The 24,085-nt window shown below is 38.8% G+C and carries 23 protein-coding genes, 1 tRNA gene and 1 other annotated feature; of the genes, 13 read left to right on the top strand and 11 right to left on the bottom strand.

Annotated features, from left to right (window positions below; all coding sequences use genetic code 11):
• Positions 1-37: 37 nt before the first annotated feature.
• The 9 genes from OXPF_RS04745 to OXPF_RS04705 all read right to left on the bottom strand — a co-directional run bounded on the left by OXPF_RS04745 (position 38) and on the right by OXPF_RS04705 (position 8,042).
• Positions 38-113 (bottom strand) — tRNA-Gly (locus tag OXPF_RS04745).
• 115 nt (positions 114-228) lie between these two features.
• A complete protein-coding gene (locus OXPF_RS04740; RefSeq protein ID WP_054874054.1) occupies positions 229-1,680 on the bottom strand; it encodes a TrkH family potassium uptake protein in 1,452 nt (483 codons plus the stop codon).
• On the bottom strand, positions 1,631-3,037 hold the full coding sequence (gene trkA, locus OXPF_RS04735; RefSeq protein ID WP_054874053.1) for a Trk system potassium transporter TrkA: 1,407 nt from the start codon (positions 3,035-3,037) through the stop codon (positions 1,631-1,633). The genes OXPF_RS04740 and trkA overlap by 50 nt, the downstream gene beginning before the upstream one ends.
• A complete protein-coding gene (locus tag OXPF_RS04730) occupies positions 3,034-3,516 on the bottom strand; it encodes a hypothetical protein (RefSeq protein WP_054874052.1) in 483 nt (160 codons plus the stop codon). Before OXPF_RS04730 ends, trkA begins: the two co-directional genes overlap by 4 nt.
• A gap of 204 nt (positions 3,517-3,720) precedes the next feature.
• On the bottom strand, positions 3,721-4,092 hold the full coding sequence (locus tag OXPF_RS04725; protein WP_054874051.1) for a sigma-54-dependent transcriptional regulator: 372 nt from the start codon (positions 4,090-4,092) through the stop codon (positions 3,721-3,723).
• Between the two features lie 4 nt (positions 4,093-4,096).
• Positions 4,097-5,923, bottom strand: coding sequence for an ATP-binding protein (locus OXPF_RS04720; protein ID WP_054874050.1), 1,827 nt, complete (start codon positions 5,921-5,923; stop codon positions 4,097-4,099).
• A gap of 28 nt (positions 5,924-5,951) precedes the next feature.
• Positions 5,952-6,386: a YaiI/YqxD family protein gene (locus OXPF_RS04715; RefSeq protein ID WP_054874129.1), complete on the bottom strand. Its 435-nt coding sequence runs from the start codon at positions 6,384-6,386 to the stop codon at positions 5,952-5,954.
• Between the two features lie 16 nt (positions 6,387-6,402).
• Complete coding sequence (locus OXPF_RS04710) at positions 6,403-7,341, bottom strand: dipeptidase (protein WP_054874049.1); 939 nt, start codon at positions 7,339-7,341, stop codon at positions 6,403-6,405.
• A gap of 104 nt (positions 7,342-7,445) precedes the next feature.
• Positions 7,446-8,042: a CD3073 family putative ECF transporter S component gene (locus OXPF_RS04705; RefSeq protein WP_242854318.1), complete on the bottom strand. Its 597-nt coding sequence runs from the start codon at positions 8,040-8,042 to the stop codon at positions 7,446-7,448.
• A 198-nt stretch (positions 8,043-8,240) separates the two neighbouring features.
• On the opposite strand from OXPF_RS04705, the gene OXPF_RS04700 reads away from it, so the two are divergent.
• Entirely contained in the window at positions 8,241-8,729 is a 489-nt protein-coding gene (locus tag OXPF_RS04700; protein WP_054874048.1) for a CD3072 family TudS-related putative desulfidase, read from the top strand.
• Positions 8,730-8,976: 247 nt separating this feature from the next.
• Here OXPF_RS04700 and OXPF_RS04695 read toward each other — a convergent pair whose 3' ends face one another.
• Complete coding sequence (locus OXPF_RS04695) at positions 8,977-9,420, bottom strand: hypothetical protein (RefSeq protein WP_054874047.1); 444 nt, start codon at positions 9,418-9,420, stop codon at positions 8,977-8,979.
• Between the two features lie 359 nt (positions 9,421-9,779).
• Between OXPF_RS04695 and OXPF_RS04690 the strand changes: the two genes are divergently transcribed.
• The 10 genes from OXPF_RS04690 to OXPF_RS04645 all read left to right on the top strand — a co-directional run bounded on the left by OXPF_RS04690 (position 9,780) and on the right by OXPF_RS04645 (position 19,910).
• Positions 9,780-11,054, top strand: a complete 1,275-nt coding sequence (locus OXPF_RS04690; RefSeq protein ID WP_054874046.1) for an L-cysteine desulfidase family protein — start codon at positions 9,780-9,782, stop codon at positions 11,052-11,054.
• 148 nt (positions 11,055-11,202) lie between these two features.
• Positions 11,203-12,369, top strand: a complete 1,167-nt coding sequence (locus OXPF_RS04685; protein WP_054874045.1) for an ABC transporter substrate-binding protein — start codon at positions 11,203-11,205, stop codon at positions 12,367-12,369.
• Between the two features lie 111 nt (positions 12,370-12,480).
• Positions 12,481-13,365, top strand: coding sequence for a branched-chain amino acid ABC transporter permease (locus tag OXPF_RS04680; protein WP_341441968.1), 885 nt, complete (start codon positions 12,481-12,483; stop codon positions 13,363-13,365).
• Between the two features lie 3 nt (positions 13,366-13,368).
• On the top strand, positions 13,369-14,427 hold the full coding sequence (locus OXPF_RS04675; RefSeq protein WP_054874043.1) for a branched-chain amino acid ABC transporter permease: 1,059 nt from the start codon (positions 13,369-13,371) through the stop codon (positions 14,425-14,427).
• Positions 14,428-14,494: 67 nt separating this feature from the next.
• Complete coding sequence (locus OXPF_RS04670; protein ID WP_054874127.1) at positions 14,495-15,265, top strand: ABC transporter ATP-binding protein; 771 nt, start codon at positions 14,495-14,497, stop codon at positions 15,263-15,265.
• Complete coding sequence (locus OXPF_RS04665; RefSeq protein WP_054874042.1) at positions 15,258-15,965, top strand: ABC transporter ATP-binding protein; 708 nt, start codon at positions 15,258-15,260, stop codon at positions 15,963-15,965. The genes OXPF_RS04670 and OXPF_RS04665 overlap by 8 nt, the downstream gene beginning before the upstream one ends.
• 40 nt (positions 15,966-16,005) lie before the next feature.
• Positions 16,006-16,989 (top strand): dihydroxyacetone kinase subunit DhaK, encoded by a 984-nt coding sequence (dhaK, locus tag OXPF_RS04660; protein ID WP_054874041.1) that lies wholly within the window; start codon positions 16,006-16,008, stop codon positions 16,987-16,989.
• Positions 16,990-17,018: 29 nt separating this feature from the next.
• The gene (dhaL, locus tag OXPF_RS04655) at positions 17,019-17,663 is read left to right on the top strand and encodes a dihydroxyacetone kinase subunit DhaL (protein WP_054874040.1); all 645 of its coding nucleotides are present in this window, start codon (positions 17,019-17,021) and stop codon (positions 17,661-17,663) included.
• A gap of 36 nt (positions 17,664-17,699) precedes the next feature.
• Positions 17,700-19,412: a sigma 54-interacting transcriptional regulator gene (locus OXPF_RS04650; protein WP_054874039.1), complete on the top strand. Its 1,713-nt coding sequence runs from the start codon at positions 17,700-17,702 to the stop codon at positions 19,410-19,412.
• A 15-nt stretch (positions 19,413-19,427) separates the two neighbouring features.
• Positions 19,428-19,910 (top strand): L-2-amino-thiazoline-4-carboxylic acid hydrolase, encoded by a 483-nt coding sequence (locus tag OXPF_RS04645; protein ID WP_054874038.1) that lies wholly within the window; start codon positions 19,428-19,430, stop codon positions 19,908-19,910.
• Between the two features lie 126 nt (positions 19,911-20,036).
• On the opposite strand, the gene OXPF_RS04640 is transcribed toward OXPF_RS04645, so the two are convergent.
• Entirely contained in the window at positions 20,037-20,936 is a 900-nt protein-coding gene (locus tag OXPF_RS04640; RefSeq protein WP_054874037.1) for a DMT family transporter, read from the bottom strand.
• 276 nt (positions 20,937-21,212) lie between these two features.
• Between OXPF_RS04640 and OXPF_RS04635 the strand changes: the two genes are divergently transcribed.
• Together OXPF_RS04635 and tyrS are read left to right on the top strand one after the other, a co-directional pair.
• Positions 21,213-22,385, top strand: coding sequence for a hypothetical protein (locus tag OXPF_RS04635; RefSeq protein WP_054874036.1), 1,173 nt, complete (start codon positions 21,213-21,215; stop codon positions 22,383-22,385).
• Positions 22,386-22,518: 133 nt separating this feature from the next.
• Positions 22,519-22,774, top strand: a binding site (T-box leader).
• A gap of 92 nt (positions 22,775-22,866) precedes the next feature.
• On the top strand, positions 22,867-24,078 hold the full coding sequence (gene tyrS, locus OXPF_RS04630) for a tyrosine--tRNA ligase (RefSeq protein ID WP_054874035.1): 1,212 nt from the start codon (positions 22,867-22,869) through the stop codon (positions 24,076-24,078).
• The last annotated feature ends 7 nt before the right edge of the window (positions 24,079-24,085 follow it).

Raw genomic sequence — 24,085 nt, 5'->3', positions numbered from 1 at the left:
TTAAAAGAACACCAAGTTTTAAACCTGGTGTTCTTTCTGGAGCGGGAAACGGGGCTCAAACCCGCGACCTTCGCCTTGGCAAGGCGACGCTCTATCAACTGAGCTATTCCCGCATAAAATAACTGCTATATTAAAAAGTATTTTCCTGTCGGCAAAAATTATTATATAGCATCCGAAGGAACTTTTCAACTGGCAATTATTTATTTTTTCTATAATCATGTTAAAGGATTATATGTTTACCTTTTTCCAGAATGAAGGAAAAAGCATTAAGAGTATTGGATAAATTTCAATTCTCCCTATAATCATACACATGGAAAGAACTAATTTGCTTATATTGGTCATCTCAGAAAAATTACCAATAGGTCCTACCATACCAAAGCCCGGTCCTATGTTTCCAAGAGTTGCGGCAATAGAAGATACAGTTGTGGCAAAGTCTTTTCCTTCAAGGGATATGATGAGAACTGCTGCTGCAAATATCATCATATACATAAAGAAATAAACAAGCACTTCCGATAAGGTATCATCATCTACTACTTTACCTCCGAATTTCAGTACATATACTGCTCTTGGATGGATTATTTTAAGAAGCTCCCTTTTCATTATCTTAAAGAGCATGAGTATCCTTATGTTTTTAATTGCTCCGGCTGTAGAACCGGCACAGCCTCCTATAAACATCAGCATAAATAAAATGATTTTGCTAAAAGTCGGCCATAAATCAAAATTTGTGGACGCATATCCGGTGGTGGTAATTATGGATGCCACCTGGAAAGATGAATGCCTTAAGGATTCCCATATGGATTTATATATAGTTCCATGTATATTAAAAGTAATTAGAAGTATTGATGCAGTTACAACTCCTATATACAGTCTGAACTCTTCATCCTTGAATATACTTTTTATGCCATCTTTTAATGCCTGATAGTATAAAGTGAAGTTTGCTCCGCAAATAATCATAAATACCGAAATTACAACCTCTATATAAACGCTGTTATAAGCCCCGACGCTTAAATTCTTATTGGAGAACCCTCCGGTTCCTACAGTACCAAAGGCATGAATACAGGCATCTAAGAAAGACATGCCACCAAATAAGAGCAATATGATTTCGACTATGGTGACAACAAAATAAATTATATATAAAATTTTAGCTGTCTGCCTTACTTTAGGCACCAGTTTACCGGGATTAGGTCCAGGACTCTCAGCCTTCATTATTTGAACGGTATTCGCCCCTACCAGAGGGAGTATGGCTAATGTAAGAACCAGTACTCCCATTCCGCCCACCCAGTGGGTAAAGCTTCTCCAAAACATTATTCCTTCAGGCAATCCTTCCACACTTGTCAGTATGCTGGCACCGGTAGTGGTAAATCCGGAGCTTGTCTCAAAGAATGCATCTACAAAGGAAGGAATAACTCCGCTGAATATAAAGGGTAAAGACCCAAAAAAAGAAATAAGTATCCATCCAAAAGCAACAATAGCAAAGCCATCGCGGGGATATATATTTTTTTTCTTTGGTTTGATTGACAGCCCTGCACTACCTGTGGCACCTAATAGGGCAATTGTATAAACAAAGGGGAAAACATCATATCCTTCGTATATTATTGATACCGCAAGGGAAGGAACCATAAGCAGCGCTTCACATATTAATAATATCCCCAAACTTCTTAATACCATTGGCAAATTCATGTTTTGTTCCTCCGGATACATTCAGAATGAGCTCATTGAGCCAGTTGAGATTCTCCTTCTTGGTTATAACTATAACCCTGTCACCTTTTTTGATAGCATCATTGCCCCGGGGGATTACAACCTCGTTGCGCCTTACAATGGTGGTGATTATAGTTTCTTTTGGAATGTTCAGATTTTTGATAGGCTTATCCAGCAATCCGCTGGATTCCTTGGCGATAAACTCTACTATCTCAGCTTGGCCTTCCACTATTCTATATAGTGACTCTACGGTATTACCGCGTACATATTTCAATATTTGATTGGCCGTAATAAGTTTGGGACATATGACATTATCGATACCCAGCTTTTTTACCATATTGATATAACTGGTCCTGCTTATTTTTGTAATAACCTTTTTAACTCCGCTTTGTTTAGCTAAAAGGGAGGATAAAAGATTTTCTTCATCCATTCCTGTTACGGCTATAAAGCCGTCCATGCTGTCTACGTTCTCCGAGCGCAATATCTGCTCATCAGTACCGTCTGCATTGATTATAAGTGCATTTGGCAAGCTTTCCGACAGCTCCTCGCACCTTTCCCGGTTTATTTCAACTATCTTAACTTTCATGCCCATAGTGGTAAGAAAATTGGTAAGATAATATGCTATTCTGCCTCCGCCTAAAATCATAATACTTTTATATTTTACAGGAGATTTTCCTGTGAGCTTGCAAAAATTATAAATGCTGGCCGATTTCCCTATAACATATATTTCATCATCAGCTTTTATTTCAAATTCTCCATCCGGCACAATAACCTCTTCGTTTCTTATAACGGCACTTATCAATATGGAAGAGTATTTTTGAAATGCCGCATCCTTAAGCTTATATCCTACTATCGGCATATCCGGCGTAACCTTTATTTCCACCATCTTAACCCGGCCTTTGGCAAAGCTTTCGATATTTAATGCAGGCGAGAAGCTTATCATACGTGCAATTTCATCTGCTGCGGCATATTCCGGGTTTATTACTAAATCTACTCCAACCTCGTCCTTTAGCATGACCAATTCCTTGGCATACTGAGGGTCCCTTATTCTTGCTGCCGTATGGGCTGCGCCCAGCTTTTTAGCCGTAAGGCAGCATACCATATTAACCTCATCGCTGTCGGTAACGGCAATTATCAAATCGGTTTTTTTAATCTTTGCTTCCAATAGTACACTTACACTTACTCCGTTTCCTTTAATAGCCAAAACATCCAAGTTATCTTCCACTTTCTTTAAAGCATCATAATGCCTGTCTATTACCGTTACATCGTGATCTTCGGAAGATAAACTTTCAGCCAGTGTATATCCCACTTTGCCTGCTCCAACTACGATAATTTTCATAAATTATCCTCCCCGGCATTTTCAACTGCTAAAGGAAAACTCCTGCCCCATTTTTCTAAAAAAACTTCTTTTACTTTATCTACCACGCTGCTGCAGTCTGTCAAAATACAGCTCTCGAAGGATGTTCTGGGTCCATTTTCCCTGTTGTATTTATAAGAGTAAGACAGGACAAAAGCATTATTTCCGATTATTATAATGTTATTGCTGGCATTGCTGTTTATTTTAATTTTACCGCCCTGGGTATAAAGTTTTCTTATCTGTGATTTAGAAAGACCTTCTCTGTTTATAATATTTGATATGATAATTTTGCACTTATCCCCATTGTTCATTTCTATAATTTTATCAATAATATCTCCCAGTATCATTCTTGTGTAAATTCCGGATATCAATATCTCGGGTACAATAGAATCCCCTAAGATTGATAACACTGCTTCCTTGAATTGATTAATATCAGATATATATTGTATTAGCCCCTCCATAGTACAGCCCCTTTCTTTATAATCGCCGATATTGCATGTATTGAATTGTGTTTATTTTGATTATATCATATTTGGTCCCTCATTCTAAGTATATCTTCATATTATAATATAATTTATTAGTTATTTATGAATCTTACTATCTATACAAGAAGCTATATATCAAATAAAAAAACAGCAATTTCTTGCTGCTTTAATCTCTTATTTTCAATTTTTATTCCCGTTTATTACCTGCTCTATCGTAGATTTGATTTTATCAGGAGTAAAAGGTTTTCTTAAGTATTCCACCGCGCCCATTTTAATACAGTCCACAGCATTTTTAATCGTAGGATAAGCAGTCATTATTATTACCGGCACATCTTTTTTGATTTCCCTAATAGACTTCAATACCTCGGTACCGCTGAATCCCGGCATCCTGATATCCAAAAGCACTACGTCATAATCGTTATCTTTGAGAAAGTTTAAGCCTTCATACCCGTTTTCTGCAGTGTCAACTGCATATCCGCTTAAAGTCAACGCCTTAGCAACCATTGTCCTTATATTTTTAACATCATCTATCACAAGCACTTTTTTAGCCATAAAATCACCCTTCATAAACAGGCAAAGTGAACATGAAATTGCTCCCTTGGCCAATTTTGCTTTCTACCCATATATTACCATTGTGCTTCATTATGAATTCCTTTGCAATTGCAAGTCCCAACCCCGTACCATGATTTTTAAAATTATCAATCTGGCTGAACTTATCAAATATCTTGTCATGGAATTCCTCCGGGATACCTATGCCTGTATCCTTTACCGAGACCCTAATAAAACTGCCTTCGATGCTTGCTGATATCTCTACCTTCCCTCCTCTGTTAGTGAACTTCAATGAATTTGTCAGAAGGTTCATTAAAACGCTCTTTATTTTATTATAATCAATATATGCGTAGGGAAGGTTCGGAGAGACGTAATTTATAATCTCTATATCTTTGCTTCGGGCATTATCATAAAGGGATTTGATACATAGCTCCGCCATATCATAAACCGAGGTTTTCTCAAGAGTTATCTGCATTTTCCCAGATTCGGCCTTAGACAAATCCAAAAGGTCATTTATAAGCATCATGAGCTGATTTCCGTCCTCGTCCATGGCATTTATTATTTCTTTTTGTTCGGTATTAAGCAGCTCGTCGTCCAAAAGTAATTTTGTACCCATGATTATAGATGTAAGCGGTGTTCTTAGCTCATGAGAAACTGTGGAAATAAATTCTGATTTAAGGTCTTCTACTTCTTTTAAATGCGTTATATCGGTAAAGACACAAACCATGCCTATAACTTCATTATCATCGTTTAATATGGATGTCACTGACGGAATAAAATAGTACCTTTTATTTCCCTTGATTATAGTAATAGTCCGACTGTCATCTATTCTGATTCTATTTTCAGACGTCTCTTTAATCTTCTGAAAAACCTCCTTGTGGTTTATAGCCTCTAAAAAATGTCCTCCGCTAACCTCTTCCTCAACTATGTCAAAGACATTTTCTGCCGATTTGTTTACCAGTATAACCTTAAAATCATTGCTGATTACTACAATCGGGTCGGATATGCTTTTCACAATAGCCAATGACTTGTTTTTTTCTGCGATAAGATTATTGACGCTGCTTTTGTCATATTCACGCAGCCTCTTCGTCATATTATTAAACTCCATAGCCAATACCCCTACTTCATCCCTGGTATTTATATTTATCTCCTGGTCCAAGTTGCCTTCCTTGATGGATTTGATTCCCGATATAAGCATATCGATAGGTTTTATGGTCTTTCCAGTAAAATATACTGACACAAACAATCCCATAAGTATGGTTATAACAGAAACCAATACTGTAATGTAAATCATGTTTCCGGAGTTTAACGTGGCCCTATCCTTTCTTACAAGCATGGAATTTTCATTCAGGCTTAACAGCCTTCTGCAGTCATCTTTGACAGAATGAAAAATGGGATATATCTCATTATTGTAAAAGGCAATGGCGGATAAGCCTCCTTCGGTATTTTTTATTTCCTGCAGCGTTGAAAAATTTTCGATATATTTTATGTAATTGGAACTTATACTGTTTAACAGCTCTTTTTCATCCTTTTCGGTTATGTTTTCTTCTGCTTTACCCAGCCACAGAAAAAATTCACTTTGATTTTCACTGAAAGACCTTATACCTTTTTGCTTATCTACTTCGAGATAAATCAATTGATTGCTGTCCTGCCTCTCTATGGCATCAATCATATTTGTGGCTGCTGCTATACTTTTATAGTTAGATGCAATAAGGCCGTCAATGGCCTTATTCAGACTGAATAAATTATAAATTGATATACCGGCTATAAAAGATATAAGCAGTATAAGAAAAAGATATATAGATAATATTTTACTTTTCAGGGAATTCAGCATTTATATCACCTGTTTTCATGGCAATTTGCTATTGGCTTAATATAATTCTAAATGCTCTCTCAAATTTTTCATCATCTTCTTTTGTCCTTTTTCTAGGACCTTTAGCCCGGCCTCCAGATTTTCTCACCTTTGATGAAAGATGCCTCTCGAATAAAAGCTTCTCAATATTTTCATCGGTATATATAAGGCCGTTCTGGTTTACGACCTTTGCTCCTTTAGCCAGTGCCATGGTGGCAACGCCGTAATCCTGGGTTACCACTATATCGCCCTGGATTATTTTGTTTACCAGGGCAAAATCCACCGAGTCTCTGGACTTCTCCACTGTTATAACTTCTGAATAACCGTCATTAAGTATGTGGCTGGTATCTATAAACATGGTTACAGGAAAGCTGTACTCCTTAGCAACTTTAACTATTATCTCCTTCACAGGGCAGGCATCGGCATCCACCAAAATCCTCGTCATTATACCATCCCCTATATCACAGTACATCTTTTATAACTCTTAAGGCATTTTTATATAATATCTTATCAATTTCATCTTCTGTGAAGCTTTCTTTTTTAAGACCGGTTATAAGTTTATCCATTTCTCCTGCATTGTCGATTTCCAGACTTCTCTCAATGCCGTCAAAATCAGTCCCCAATGAAACAACACCTATCCCGCCGGTGTTTTTTATATGCTTTATATGTTTAACCATATCCTCTACCCTGCTTACCTTGCTGTCTCCTAAAAATACATTTGCAAAATTAATGCCTGTGACTCCGCCTTTTTGCGCCAGGATTTTTATCATATCATCCGTCAAATTTCTGGTATGCTCCCATACGGCGCGGGCATTGGAGTGAGAAGCAATGAAGGGTTTTTTAGACAGCCTTGCCACATCATAAAAACCTTCATCAGACAGATGGGATACGTCTATAATCATACCTAGTCTATTCATCTCAGCGACAACTTCTCCTCCAAAGGAAGTCAACCCTTTGTCCTTATATGTATATCCATGGTTTGGGTACCCTATTTCATTAGGATAATTCCAGGTCAGGGTGATTAATCTCACGCCCAGTCTGTAAAAATTTCTTAAGTTTTCCAATTTACCCTTTATTGCTCCGCCTTCTTCTATGGTTAAAAAGGCTGACATTTTGCCCTCTCTTTCATTTGCGGCAAACTCATCATGGCTTGTGGCTATACTTATGTAATCTTTATTTTCCTCAAGCTCCAAATAAAATTTATCTATCATCGAAAGTGCCCTCTCCAGTGAGTCTTCAACCTCTTCTAAGTTTACAAACATGGCAAAAAACTGAGCTTTGTAATTGCTCCTTTTCATTTTTTCAATATCTATTGAAAGTATGTTATTTCTCAGATTGCCGCAATCTGCTCTGTCTGTAAGCTCCAATATGGTATCACAGTGAAAATCTATTATCTTCATTACTATTCCTCCAAAATAATGTATATATATTAATAATAACACAAACACCTATTGTTGAGTTTGCAAAAATAAAAAGTCCAAAAATGGACTTTTTAAAATTATTTTTAAGCTTTCAATATAGAATTATTCTTTTCATCCTTAATTTCAGAATCAAAATTTTTATACTGCTCCGGTATGTATTTCAAAGACAAAAATATAAGAATGCAGGAGGCGATTTTATCGATAAAGTTGCCTGTAATTCGTGGAATAAAGGCTGCTGAAAATACGCTGCTTCCTGTCTTTGTAAGCCATAGAAATATTATATCATTACCTGAACCGGTTATACCGCCATATACCCAAACTGCAATGGGAGTCCCTATAAGAGGACTTATTATGGAAAGCAGCAGCCCTGATATAATTGCAGTTTTAAGATCAAATTTATATTTCTTTGCTATAAACCCTATGATTATACCTACCACTGCATTTACGATAAAAAATGGTATATCCTTAACGTTTCCGGATAATATGGGTGTAAGCAAATTGGTGATAGTTCCTACAGCCGCACCCTGCCATGGGCCGAATAATACTGCCACGAATATGGTCCCTATGGTATCCAGAAAAAGTAAAGGGATTTTTGTCATCTGTACTACAGTACCCAGCACTATGTTTAATGCGACTCCTATAGCACACATGACTAGGATAAATACATTTTTGTTTCTCAAAATATTACCTCCTTAAGAAAATATAATTGCTTATACCACTATATTATCCCTTAAGCAAAATTAACTAAAATACTAAATTCCTATATGAGCATACATACCTATTGATAAATCCAATAAATAAATTTATAATTCATTATTCTTGATATAATAAATTCATGTATAATTGCAATTATCATATATAAAAGGTATGGGGTTTATATGTTAAGAAAAAAAGAAGTGGTTTTGGTATCTCATTGTGTTTTAAATCAGAACAGTGTTGTATATCCCATGGCAAGGGCAGAAGGAACCTTTAAATTTATAAATTTTCTTATGGAGCGCGGTATTGGAATTATTCAGCTACCCTGCCCCGAACTAAGATATCTTGGTGTTAACAGAAAGCCTATGTACAAGGAAGAATACGATACAGAGGAGTACCGCAAATTATGTGTTCAATTATTTATTCCTATTTTGGATGATATAATTATGTACTCTGAAAATGGATATTCGGTAATCGGCATTATAGGTATAAACGAAAGTCCTACATGCAGTATATCGGGGAAAAGAGGAATATTCATGGAAGTGATTATAGGCATGCTAAAAAAACAAGCCATCAATTTGAAATTTTATGAAGTGCCTCCCGATTATAACGATGATAAGGACTATAAATCTGTATGGTTAAAAATAAATCGCCAGTTTGAAATAGGATAAAAATTGCAAGTGAAAATATTATGTTATCAGTAGGTGGTTGAATATGAAGTTCAATAGTTTAAATACAAGACCTGACGGTTATTTGTTAAGATTTTCTCAAATACAAACAAATGATGCAGCTGCGAACTTGTCTTAAACTGGAGATTATTTTAAATAATTAAATTTTTAATATTCATAAATGATTCCGTCATTCAGTCACAAGAGCAGAACAAAGTATAAAAGAGGAAAAACTGCTGCAAATTTTTCATTATTCCTTATCATACCACTTTTGATACAAGTAAATAATAGGCACAAAGCTGTACAATAAAAGGAAAAGTCCAAAATTACTCATTTTGTTCATTTGATAATATCCTAACTTTTCAAAAACAAAAGGGCTTATAATACATCCTTGAATAAAGTCCAGTACTAAATTTACTCCAAAAAATAACCAGGCGTTATGAAAAGTAAAATAAAAAATCAATAAAGTAATCACAGGAGTAAATCCATATGTAAAGGCAGGTATTGTTGTAAGGAAAAACAGGTTATTTTTTATGTCCCACCAATTTTCAACTTCGGCTGTTTGCCAGAATATAGACGTTAGTAATATGGTAAAAAAAGCAGCCGACAAAAACCTTTTTAACTTTTTTTTATCTAAAAAAAACAGGATAAACCAAGGGGCTATCATTGAAACCCATAATAATATCTGTGCCATCACCGTTACCTCCAAAGTCTTTTCTTTATCTTTTAGTTTTTCTTTGTTTTATTTACTCTATGCACAATTTATATGGTAAAAGTGACATACTCCCGCCTCCAGGCTTTGCTTGGAGGCGGGAGACTTTTTGTGCATCAAGCTAAAAACACAGCTGCACTTTTGTTTCAATTTGATACATGTTTTTATAAAATCACGCAAAATATATTATGATGTGCAAAACATTGAATATATAACAGAAGCGTTGAAAACTATCTATATTGACAGGACAAACATTATTGCAGTACCAATTAATAGCTGATATAATTGTATCATTAAAAAGATACACCAGTCTCAATTTGAAACAGTGAGGGCGAATAAAAATGGCGTTAGGTAAAGAAAAATATGAAAATTATGTACATATCCTTAAAGAAGAGCTAATCCCAGCTCTGGGGTGTACTGAGCCCATTGCAATTGCATATGCATCTGCAAAAGCCCGGGAAGTGCTGGGCTGTATCCCGGAAAAAATTGTTGCGGAGTGCAGCGGAAATATCATCAAAAATGTCAAGGGGGTTATCGTCCCAACCACAAAGGACTTGCGCGGTATTGAGGCAGCCGCAATTATCGGTGCCGTAGGCGGAGACGCTTCCAGAGAGCTGGAAGTCCTTGCCGCAGTCAATCAAACTCATTTAAATCAGACAAAAATATTAATGGAAAAAGGTATATGCGAGGAAAAGCTTCTTAACACACCTGCCAAGCTGCATATCATAATCAGGGCTTTCAAGGGCGACGACAGCGTGCTGGTGGAAATTATACACTCTCATACTGGGATTGTCAGGATAGAAAAGAACGGCAAGGTGCTGCTTGATATCCCTCACAGTGAAGAGGATGAAAAGAGTGGGACAACCACCGGATGGATGAACATAAGAGAAATACTGGAATTCGCCAACACTGTAAATATTGAAGATGTAAGAGATATCCTTAACAGGCAGGTAGAATACAATACGGCAATTTCTTCCGAGGGTCTGCACAGAATATATGGAGCAAATATAGGGATGACTTTGCTAAGCGTTTATGGCGATGATGTTAAAGTCCGGGCTAAAGCTGCGGCAGCAGCCGGCTCCGACGCCCGTATGAGCGGCTGTGAAATGCCCGTTGTTATCAATTCCGGCAGTGGAAACCAGGGGATGACAGCCTCTCTGCCGGTCATAGTTTATGCCAATGAACTGTCTGTAACAACAGAAAGGTTATACCGGGCACTTTGTATCAGCAATTTAATCGCCATTTATCAAAAAACGAAGATAGGACGGCTTTCTGCTTACTGTGGCGCAGTAAGCGCCGCAACGGGAGCAGGGGCCGGAATTATATATCTTTATGGAGGTGGAGAAAAAGAGATATCTCAAACTATCACCAATACACTGGCAAATGTATCCGGCATCGTATGTGATGGAGCAAAGCCATCCTGTGCTGCTAAAATTGCTTCTAGTGTAGATGCTGCATTGCTTGCCTGTTATATGACAATGCAGGGAAGAGGTTTTCAATCAGGCGAGGGAATAGTCAAGGACAGCATTGAAGGTACCATAGATAGTGTCGGCAAGCTTGCAAAGTATGGAATGCAGGTAACAGATGAGGAAATTTTAAAAATTATGATCAGTTGACAATTGTAAAAATCAAATCAAAATTACACTATGGGAAGGAGAGAATTGTTCTAGTATTACTTAGGGCCATATATAATCTTACTTTATATGTGAAATATTGATTGCAGCTTATATTTAAGCCCTGATGGTAAGAACGGACGAACAAATTATGAAAAAAATATCAAAGGGTATTTTAACCTTAGCATTAACAACGACAATGCTGGCTGGATGTGCAAGCAAACCTTCAGAACCATCCACACCTGGCGGGAATTCAACCCCGGCAGCCGATGGAGTAATTAAAATAGCAGTAGCAGGCCCCATGACAGGTGACAATGCAGAGTATGGGAAAGGCTTTGCAAATGCAGCTAAACTGATGGTTGATGAGTGGAACGCCAACGGCGGAGTACTGGGCAAAAAGATTGAACTGGTAACTTTTGATGATAAAAACTCCGGTGAAGAAGCTGCTTCTATCGCACAGAAGATTGTCAGCGATAAAGATATCATAGGCGTTATCGGCCACTTTGCTTCCGGCGTCTGTATGGCAGCCGCTCCCACATACCAGGAAAACAAAGTAATAGAAATATCCCCGTCGGCTTCCCATCCGGATTATTCCGGTATAGGCGACTATATCTTCAGAAACAACACGGTAATCAATGTGGAGGCCGCCGCAGGGCTTGATATAGCCATCAATGACCTTGGGAAAAAGAATATTGGTATTATTTCCATTAAAACAGATTGGGGTACAAGCACTGCAGCTATTGTAAAAGATCTTGTAGCAGATAAAGCCGGCACAGGCGCAAAAGTTGTTGCTCATGAAGAAGTCATGGAAGGCTCGGACGATTACAGCCCTGCTATAACAAAGCTTAATGCAGCCGGAGCCGATGTGGTTATCTGCGTAGGTATGTACAACCTGGTAGCCCCTGTTGCAAAGCAGTATAAGCAGGTTAATCCGAATATCGAAATCGTCGGATTCTCCAACTCTTACAGCCAGCAGCTTCTTACTCTTGGGGGTAGCGCAGTTGAAGGCGTAAGGTTCCCTGTTATATTCTTCTCAGAGTCCACCGACCCAAAAGTTAAAACTTATGTAGACAATTACAAGAATGCCTATGGCTCCGTCCCAAGCGCTCTTACTTCCCAGGCATATGACTCAGTAGGCATGCTTCTTGAAGCAGTAAAGGCAGCAGGCACAACGGACCATGCAAAGGTAAGAGATGCCCTGGCAGCAATTAAATATCCCGGTGTTACCGGAAACACGGTTTTCAATGAAAAACGCGATGTACAGAAAGAATTTGTAAAAGTAATGATAAAAGACGGTAAATTCGAGGCTGTAAAATAGTTTATAGCTCAAGACATGTGGAAATTGTCCGGAGGTCTTCCCTCCGGCTATTTCCCGGTCAAAGTATAAGGGAAGGAGAGAATGTTGTCGGGCCTTTCACCCGCAACTTAAGTGGCGAAAGTGATTATTCAGCAATTATTTAACGGATTGGCACTTGGCATGGCATATGCTCTTATAGCGGTGGGTTATTCGCTGGTATTCGGTATCTTAAGGCTTATCAATTTTTCTCATGGAGCAATCTATGCTTTCAGTGCCCATATGGCACTGCTTTTTATCAGTATGCAATTCGGCATTATTCCGGCAATCATCCTCAGCATTCTGCTTACGGGTTTGCTTGGTGTATTCATTGATAAAACAGCATTAGAGCCCTTGAGAAAGAAAAATTCCATACCTATGGCAACACTTATTACAACAATAGGAATGTCTAATATTATACAAAACCTTTTGATGATTTTCTTTAACACTGAAAGGAAACCCTTTCCGGCTTTTTTCGATTTTGGCATGTTAAAATTCGGAAGCCTTCAAATTAACTCCACACAAATTGTTATGTGCGTTGTTTCATTAATTCTCCTTGTTTTGTTGACGCTCATTATTAATAAAACCAAATTGGGGCTTGCAATGCGCGGTACCGAGCAGAACTCAAAGGCAGCCTGTCTTATGGGCATAAATACAAACTTCGTAATATCCTTTACATTCTTTTTAGGCGGTGCGTCGGCTGCTATTGCAGGGGCCCTTATAAGCGGATACTATCAGATTGTGTATCCGGGTATGGGATTTATGGTTGGCCTTAAAGCATTTGCTGCTGCGGTACTGGGCGGTATTGGAATATTATACGGCTCAGTAGTCGGCGGTCTGGTAGTCGGAGTATCCGAGAGTTTTGCAGCAACCTTCCTCGGCTCTTCATATAGGGACTCGGTGGCATTCATCATACTCATCCTTGTTTTGATCATAAGACCGACAGGACTGTTTGGCAAAAAAGATATTAAGAAGGTGTAGTGTATGGGCAAAAATATGTTAAAGGATACAAATAAAAATTTTATCTTTAAATTGGAATCATTTATTGAAAAATATAAAATCCCTGTAGCCGCCGTCTGCGCCTTTATTTTTCTGGGCCTTCCGTTTCTGGGATTCAACCAGTATATAATGCGTATCATTATCATGGTGGGAATTTACTCCATGCTGGGATTGGGCCTTAACATCCTGACGGGCTATACCGGCCAGGTTTCACTTGGGCATGCAGGCTTTTATGCCATCGGCGCATATACCGCTTCCCTGCTTTCCCTTAAACTTGGCATCAACTTTTTATTAGCGGCACTGGGCGGTGCGATACTGGCATCTCTTTGCGGACTGCTTCTTGGTCTGCCCACACTGCGTTTAAGGGGTACCTATCTTTCCATTGTTACTTTAGGCTTTGGTGAGATTGTCAAGATGATATTGATAAACTGGGATAAGGTTACAAACGGAACATTGGGGCTTAAGAATATTCCCCGTCCATCAATATTTGGTTTTAACCTGACTTTGGCCAACAACGGCCTCTACTATTTGATGCTTTTTTTATTAGCTTTTGCAACCATTATCTGTTTGCTGATCATCAAATCAAAGATCGGCAGGGCGTTTACTGCCATTAAAGAGGACGAGCTTGCGGCAACAATGATGGGTATTAAGACCACCCGCTACAAAATTCTTGCCTTTGTTCTATCGGCATTCATTACAGGCATTGCAGGCGCATTCTATGCATCCATGATAGGATTTATAGATCCCAATTCATTCACATTCGATATATCAACGCTTATAATCAGTATAGTTATCCTTGGAGGCATGGGTACTATACGGGGTATGTTCCTTGGATCTGCAATTTTAATTTCACTCCCCGAAATATCCAGGTTTCTCATGGACTACCGTTTTGTTGTATACGGGTTGATTTTAGTGATCATGATGAGGTTCAGGCCCCAGGGAGTCTTAGGATGGAAGTCCCAGATGGCTTATAAACTGCCAAAGCTGGTTAAGCAGCAGCTTGAAGAGCAGGAAAAAGATGAAGTCCAGGCTCAAGATATATAAAGTCAACGGTAGGATACTTACGGAAAGGAGAAGTTGTCAAGAAAGATAATTGACAATCTATAATGATATGGCATATTTACAGGTTAATTCAATTACCAAACGATTCGGTGGGCTCGTTGCCGTTGAAAATGTCAGCTTTGAGGTTGAAAAGGGTGAAATAGTCAGTATCATAGGCCCCAACGGTGCCGGTAAAACAACTGTTTTTAACATGCTTACGGGAGTATACTCTGTTGATGAGGGCCAAATCATTTTCGATAATGCCCACATTCACAATCTGGATCCCCAGAGTATAGTCGATGCCGGCATTTCCAGGACATTTCAAAATATCCGCCTGTTTCCCAATATGCGGGTAATCGAAAATGTACTGGTGGGCACACATATCAGGACAAAATATAGTTTTTTAGATACCATGTTAAGAACTCCCCGTTATAAAAAGGAGGAAGCAGAAAAGACTCTTAAGGCTATTGAAATATTGAAGTCCATAGGGCTTGGGCACAGGATTAATGACTATGCTCAGAACCTGCCTTACGGAGAGCAGAGAAAGGTGGAAATCGCCAGGGCAATTGCTACGGATGCCAAAATAATCCTTCTGGATGAACCTGCAGCCGGCATGAACCCACAGGAATCCGAAGAACTCCTCCGTTTTATCAGGGAATTAAGGGACAAGGGATACACCATTATTCTTATTGAACATGACATGAACGTTGTTATGAATATTTCAGACCGCATATATGTAATTGATCACGGCAAAAAAATTGCGGAGGGCCTTCCAAAGGACATCGCAAGCAATGAAAGTGTAATCGAAGCTTACCTAGGAGGTGTGAAGAAAGATGCTTAAAATCAGCGGTTTGAATGTATTCTACGGCCATATTCACGCCTTGAAGGGTATAAGCATGGAGATTAAACAAGGTGAGATTGTTTCACTAATTGGCAGTAACGGGGCAGGTAAATCCACAACCTTAGGCTCCATCGCGGGTCTTGTACCTTCACAATCCGGAAGTATAACATTTTTAGGCAAAGACATTACCAATATTCCTCCTCACAGCATTGTTAAGCTGGGTACCAGCCTTTCTCCGGAAGGACGCGAAGTTTTTCCGGCACTTACGGTTCAGGAAAACCTGAGGCTGGGTGCTTATATTAAGAAAGATAAGGCAAAAATATCTGAATCTTTTGAGCGTGTCTACAGCCTGTTTCCAAGATTGAAGGAAAGAACCAAGCAAACAGCAGGTACCCTCTCAGGAGGCGAGCAGCAAATGCTTGCCATAGGCCGTGCCCTTATGAGCGAACCACAGCTTCTCATGCTTGATGAGCCTTCATTGGGACTGGCGCCCAACCTTGTGCTGATGATATTTGAGCTTATAGAATCCATAAACAGGCAGGGTACCACTATCCTGCTTATTGAACAAAATGCAAGCATGGCATTGTCCATTTCCCACAGGGCTTATGTATTGGAAACAGGAAGCATTTCTATGGCAGGAAATTCAAAAGACCTGGCTGATGATCCCAGGGTAAAGAAGGCTTATCTGGGAATTAGGTAACCTGCATATTTTAACAAGACATACAAAGGGAGGTTAAAAAATGAAAAAGATTATTAATCAACCCAATGCCGTCGTGTCCGAACTATTAGCAGGCATGGCAAAGGCATATCCCGAGCTTAAGCATATCGAAAATCTTGAAGTTATATCAAGAAAAGAAAAGAGCAAAAAAGTAGGTATAGTATCCGGCGGCGGCTCCGGCCATGAACCGGCTCATGCCGGATATGTAGGCAAAGGCATGCTGGACGCAGCCGTTGCAGGAAATGTATTTTCATCCCCCAGTCCTGACCGCATCATTAAGGGCATCGAAGAAGCAAATTCGGGAGAAGGGGTGCTTCTTATCATCAAAAACTACTCCGGGGATATAATGAATTTCAGTATGGCAAAGGAAATGGCGGAAATGGACGATATACGTGTTGAAAGCGTTATAGTAAAAGACGACGTAGCCGTACCGGACAGCACATACTCCACAGGCCGCCGAGGCATTGCCGGCACGGTATTCGTCCATAAAATTGCCGGGGCAAAGGCTGAATCCGGCGCCTGTCTTGAAGAAGTTAAAGCTGCCGCCGAAAAAGCAATTGCCAACATACGCAGTATGGGCATGGCAATGAGCGCCTGCATCCTTCCGGCTGTGGGAAAACCTGGCTTTGAGCTGTGTGAAAATGAGATTGAAATAGGTATGGGTATCCATGGAGAACCAGGGGTAGAACGCACATCTATAAAGACTGCTGCGGAAACTGCCGACATACTTTTATCAAAGATACTGGCAGACTATGACTACTCAGGATCCGAAGTGGCCCTTCTGATAAACGGTCTGGGTGCTACGCCTTTAATGGAACTCTATATAGTCAACAATGAAGCAGAAAAGATACTGTCATCAAAGGGAATTAAAATATATAAAACCTTCGTGGGCAACTATATGACAGCCCTTGAAATGTCCGGATGCTCCATTACGTTGATGAAGCTGGACAAAGAGCTTAAGGAGCTTCTTGATGCTCCCTGCAATACCCCGGCATTAAAAATATAAATTGGGGACATTAACAGGAGGAAAAAATAATGGGCTTTCAGTTAAGCAGTAAAGATTACGCGGAATATATCAAGCTTGCCGCAGCCAAAATTCATGAAAACGGAGACTACGTTACCGCCCTTGATTCTGCAACGGGTGACGGCGACCACTGGTCCAATATCAACATGGGTTTTGAAAAGCTTGTCGAAGCAATTCCTGAGCTTGAAGCTATGAACCTCTTTGATGAATTTAAGAAAATTGGTATGATAATGATGTCTGTAATCGGTGGTTCGTCAGGTGTACTTTATGGCAGCGCATATATAGGTGCAGCAAAGGTACTTAAGAACAGGGACATCATTGAAAACCAGGATATGTGCAATATACTTGAAGCAATGCTGGAGGCAATAATGGCCAGAGGCAATGCGCAGCCCGGATTTAAAACCATGATTGACTCCCTTCACCCTGCCGTAGAGTGCTATAAAGATTGCATAGCAAAGGGGCTTTCTGAAAAGAAAACTTTATCCCTGGTAAAAAGTGCTGCCGTTGATGGTGCACAAAGTACTGCAGCTATGGAAGCTGTCCGCGGAAGAGCCTGTTACCAGTCAAACAAAGGTATCGGCCATTTAGATCCCGGCGCTGTCACAATGTCTTATCAAATTGAAACTTTGATGGATTATATTGCAGCCAGATTATAGAAAGACTTTAATTGTATTTTTAGTAGGAGGTTCACCATGCTTCTGGCAGAAATTAAAAATGACGCTATTAAGTTTGCTGAAGTAATATCAAAAATTCTTGAAGTGGATGTTTTGATTGTAGACAATAATTTGAAAACAATCAGCAACACCTATCATTATCCGGACAAACCTATGACTATTCACAGGATGTCCATTATCGGACAGGTGATTACATCAGGAAATACCATTACCATTGACGACAAAGATGATTACGCTACCTGCAGAGAATGTTCGGATTTTATGAAATGTGATATGAAGGGATTCATCTGTGTCCCTATTCGCTACAAAGGGGCAGTAGTTGGAGCAATAGCACTTATTGTGCCTGAGCACAAAATCCCTCACGTTTTCAGCAACGTGAATAATTCCATAGAATTTTTGGAGCGCATGGCAGACCTTTTATCCAGCAAAATACAAAACAGCGATGATTACAATAACCTGAACCTGATAAAGCGAGAGCGCGAGGTTATAATGGACTCCATCGACTATGCTATGGTGTCCATGGACGAGCTTGGATATATTACCTACTACAATAAGCGTTTCAAGCAGTATTTTGGAGAAAATATTGATTGCTTCGGTATGTTTATCCGGGATGTGATACCCCATAAATATCTAACGGAGTTTTTATCAAATTATATAGAGTTTTCCGACAGGCTGATATATTTTGAAAAGGACAGCCGCCCCTTTTATGGATTTTTATCCTGCATGAATATTGATATAAACGGAAGCCGGGGGGGCATGCTTTTTATTTTTAAATCTATCAGCGATGTCAACATACAGCTAAATGAAATAGGCTACAGCAATACAAGAATGACTTTCAAATTCCTGGAAGGTGGCTTGATACCGGAACAGGTAATTGAGGAAGCAAAGCGGCTATCCGTCACTTCAAAAACAGTGTTGATAAGCGGCGAAACCGGTGCAGGGGAAGAGCTTCTTGCCAAGGCAATGCATACCTTCTCCGACCGGGTAAACAATTGCTTTATAACGGTAAATTGTGATGGTACCTACCGGGAACTCCTTGAAGAATCCCTCTTTGGGGATGACCGTTCTCTTCATGTTGTGGGAGGCCTGGGCAAACTACAGCTTGCTCATAAGGGAACAATCTATTTTTATAAAATTGACCAGATGCCCATATATCTGCAAAGGCGGCTGGTGGAGGTCTTAAAGACCGGTACAATTTACCGTGCCGGTATGCATGGCATCAAGGTGGATGTCCGTATGATTTTTTCAACAAGTTCAGATTTAGCAGGCCTTGTGCGGAACGGTCTTTTCGATGATGAACTGTATTACCGCATTTCGGAAAATACAATATATATCCCCCCACTGCGCCAGGACAAGGAGTCCCTGTGCCAGCTAATTGACAGCAGTGCAAGGTTTTATAAAGAAAAATACGACAAAAAAAGTCTTTCCTTTGATATACAGGCCATGGATGTGCTGTTGAATTACTCCTGGCCCGGCAACAGAAACGAGCTTGAAAAAGTAATGGATAATATTGTTTACCGTTGTACAGGCCAGGTAACTTCCGGTGACTTGGCTCAATTTAACCTGATGGACGAGAGGGAAAGCGCCATAAAGCTTTCATTAATCCGGGATCTGGAAAAAGAGAGTATTGCTGCACTGCTTGCTTCAAATATAAACAAGGATGAGGTGGCTAAAACGCTGGGGATCAGCCGGGCTACCCTATACCGCAAAATTAAAAAATACAATTTATAAAGGAGACTGATTATTATGATAACAAACAATCCTTCAAACAGAGGTCAACATATAGAGGACCTTAGAAATGCAATTGAACACAGGGCAACATGGTTCTATTATCTCATCGAAGAGGCTCAAAAACGCGGGCTAGGCATAGACTTTGCAAGGGACGCCATTTTAAGCTGCGGCTGCTTCCATGGCAAAAACAAATATACCCAGACAGATGATCTAAAGAAATTTGCTCCTGAATTTGTTACAGACAACGTTAAAAACATTTTTGAAATGGATGTCGATGTAACTGACGAAGAACTGAAAATTGAATTCCACTACTGTCCCCTTGTAGCAGCATGGAAGAAACTCACAGACGATGAAGAAAGAATTGCTACACTTTGTGATATCGCAATGGACGGTGACAGGGGTATTGCAAGCCAGTTTGACACCTTTGAATTCCACTTGGGCAAGACAATTGCAAAAGGCGACAGCATCTGTGAAGTCTGTTTTAAAAAAGTTAAATAAGCCCCTTAATTAATAAAAAATACTCCTTCCGGATTTGTTTAGTTCCTGCCGGAAAGGAGTATTTTTTTCACCCACCCGAAAATTATTTACGTTACCAGCAATTATTATCATTAATCATCAGCTTATTCAAAGTTTTACCTGTTTTTTATTTTTATCGGGCCAGTTATGATTTTTGCTTATTTCGCTTATAAAGGTTGAGCCTAGCAGCAGTACGGCGCCGATGACTTGAAGCGCTGTCATCTTCTCATTAAAGATAAGCACTGAAACAAACAGCGATGTTATTGGATCTATGTAGCTTAATGCTGCAATGCTTTGTCCGTTTATTTTTTTCATTCCGGTAAAAAATAAATAAAAACCTATTCCGGTATGAATCACTCCTAAAATGACAATGCAGACCATAGAAAAACCTGTTGCTCTAAATAGATTAACTCCCTCTGTAATAAAAACGTAAGGTGCAAGTATAATAGCTGCTAAAAATAATTGCACTATAGTGGTTTCCAATCCATTCATATTTTTAATGAACTTGTTTGTCAGCATCAAAGTTGCGTAAAATGCTGCTGCAATTGTTCCGTAGAGGATACCCAGCAAATGATTGTGCTCTGCACCATCATTTCCGCTGCTCTGTACAATAAAAAACATTCCAAGTACAGCAACACATATGCAAGCGGCCTTTTTAAAGGATATTTTTTCTTTTAATACAATCGGTGACGATATAATAACGAATACAGGTGCAAAATAATAGCTTAATGTTGCATTTGCTATGGTCGTATGCTTATATGCCTGAAAAAGAAATATCCAATTGGTTCCCAGCGCCAAGCTTGATAACAACAAAGCAGGAATATTTTTCTTAATGTTTTCCCATGATAATTTTTGTCTGGTGAAGGTAACAACGGCCAGCAAAAACAAGCTGCCGATAAAACCCCTCAATAAAGCTATTTCACTTGAAGATAATTTAATATATCTGACAAAAATCCCGATTGTACCAAATATAACCATTGATAAGATAAAATATATTTTGGATTTCATTTTAAGTCCTCACCTTCTACAATCTCATTTCCTTAAAAATACTAACTCGCTTAACCTGATGATAATTATAACATATCGTTCATTGTATTTCGTGAAGCTCAAAACAGACTTTACTTAAACCATGAAAGTCATGAAGCAACTTTCATGCTATAATATAAATATAATCTGATTAATTGAGAATAATCAAGATGAAACGACTTATTGCCACTTTTTTGCTGTTATATACTGAACAAGTCAAGCAACAGAATAATATATTACATTCCGGGGGTAAATGGCATGAACGAAAAAATTATATTTGCTAATGAAATTAAGATTGGTTTTTGTGATAATTCATCAGTTACTTATTATGAAAGCGAATATTTTAAGAAATACAATAAGAACCTTAAGGATATAAAACAAAGGAGTGCATGGAAAACAGAAGGATCAGGAGCAGCATTTATGGGTGTCTCCAACCCATATACTCGATTGGATGAAGGCAAGATTACCGGACAAATACATGGAGTTACTTTTATCGAAGATGGAGCAAAAATCATCTATTCAATATCCGTTAACGAATTTTCAGGACTTTTTATTAAGAGTTTAAATGATGCGGCTTCTGAAGAAGGCCACATAATTCATGATACAAAAATAAAATTCTTTAATATGGATTATAATAAAAATACTGATAAAATAGCAATATCGGTGGGCAGCTCCGTAACAGATACTGATATAGCGGTACTGGATGTAAAAACAGGTCATTATCACCTTGTGACAGAAGGAAACTGCAAAGATGAAAATCCTGTATGGAGTCATAGCGGCAACGTTATTTACTACGATTCAAGCGGTGCGGCAACGGACAATGAAGGGAATTTCACTGCCTGGAGTCCCAGGGGCATAAACAGGCTGGATTTAGATACTGGAGAAATTGATGAAATAGTGTACTTTGATAAATTTGATTGTTTCCTTCCTAAAGAAGATTCTATGGGCAATATGTATTTTATAAAAAGGCCTCTTGACTCTGGAAAAAGCACCGGAAGTTTTTTAGATGCTCTTCTTATCCCGTTTAAAATAATGAAAGCAATTTATAACTGGCTTGAGTTTTTTACAATGAGATATACAGGTCAGACATTTTCAAGCGGAGGCAAAAACCCTTCGAACAGCAAAACACGTAATCCGGAAGAATCATTTATAAACGGAAATCTTATCAATGTTGAAAAAACATTAAAAGAAAACAAGGATAGGGGTGAAAAAAACCCCGGTATTATCCCCAGAACATGGGAGTTAATGAAAAGAACTCCTGACGGCAGTATAAAAACCGTAAAAAAAGGAGTACTTGATTATGATATCAATAATCGGGGAGATATTATTTACTCAAATGGTAAATATATAATAAAACTTAATGATAGCGGAAAGGAAGAAGTTCTGGAAAAGGTGGAGCTGGCGGATAAAATAAAATGCTTTTCGGTTTAACCCAAAACAAATCGCGATATCAACAAAGTCCTCTCAATCTGTTGACTCCCTTAAAACTACAGTGTATAATTTTTATAATTTAATATCTGCATAACGAAGACTTGCGGCATTTTCGCATTTCGGAGTATAAGAAGTAAAAGCTGCGATAAGAATTAGTAGCAATCAGTATACCAAACAGAAAGTTACCGTATGATGAGAGGTGCATGGTTATGGATTGTGAATACATCTTTGAGCTTCGCACCGAACAAATTTATCAGTAGGCTGCGACGGTAACCCGCACCCGTTATTGTGCTAAAGTATCTCATTTTTTGTGACGTACTTGATAAGGTGAGCAATGTGAATTGTTTATGAATTTAAGGTGGTAACACGAGTGTAATCTCGTCCTTTCAAAAGAAGGGGCGGGATTTTTTATTTATTGTCCACTTTTACTTTCTTATAGACCTTGCAATATTCAAAATAATATTTCAGGGAGATGATTAATATGTTAGAATCAAACGAGCAAATGCCTATTATCCGTAAAGGGGTACACACCCTTGTAAACCAAGAAGAATTACTTGCAAAACTTAATAAATCCTGTGCACAAAACAAGCCGCTGGTTATAAAACTGGGGCTGGACCCTTCGGCACCGGATATCCACCTTGGTCATGCGGTTGTATTGCGAAAGATTAAACAAATGCAGGATTTAGGACATCATGTAGTAATTGTCATAGGTGACTTCACCGGAAAAATAGGCGATCCTACGGGAAAAACTAAAGGAAGGGCTGCCTTAACCGATGAAAAAGTAAAAGAAAATGCCAAAACCTATTGTGATCAGATCTTCAAAATACTTGATATGGAAAAAACTCAGGTGAGGTTTAATAGCCAATGGCTTTCAAAGCTCACTTTTGAAGATGTCATAAAACTTGCCTCTGTCACAACAGTTGCCAGGATGCTGGAGAGAGATGATTTTGGAAAAAGATACAATAACCAGATTCCCATAGGGATTCACGAGTTTTTTTACCCACTGATGCAGGCATATGATTCTATTGAACTTAAAGCAGATATCGAATTGGGAGGAACGGATCAAACCTTTAACATCCTCATGGGAAGGGCACTCCAAAAAAACATGGGGCAGGAACAGCAAATTGCCATTTTTATGCCCATCCTCGAAGGTCTGGATGGAGTTGAAAAGATGAGCAAAAGCCTGGGAAACTATATCGGTATTAATGAGCCTGCCGAGGTGATGTTCAAAAAGGTTATGGAGATTCCCGATGACCTTATCATTAAATATTTTGAACTAGCAACCGATGAACACCCCGAAGAAATTGATAAAATCAGGGCAGAGCTAAATAGCGGTACAAACCCCAGGGATGTCAAATACCGTCTGGCTAAAACAATAGTGTCTCTTTATCATACACAAAAGGATGCAGAAAAAGCAATTGCATATTATGATGCGGCATTCAGCAAAAAAGCCATACCTGATGATATCTCAGAGCTTTTGATGAAAGATGGAAACGAAACTATCACAGATATTATTCCGCAGCTTATGGGAATGTCCTTGGTTAAAAGTAAAAGCGAATTTATGCGGCTGGTAAATCAGGGCGGCGTTCAGCTAAACGGTGAAAAATTATCATCAAATGACATGGGCATGGGTATAAATAGTAGTGATGTTATGAGAATCGGCAAAAAACGTTTTGTAAAATTTATAAAATAATCACGAC

Origin of the sequence: Oxobacter pfennigii, from assembly GCF_001317355.1 — a bacterium.
Classification (GTDB): domain Bacteria; phylum Bacillota; class Clostridia; order Clostridiales; family Oxobacteraceae; genus Oxobacter; species Oxobacter pfennigii.
The sequence above is the reverse complement of the archived record's forward strand: the minus strand, read 5'-3'. Positions and strand labels throughout refer to the sequence as shown.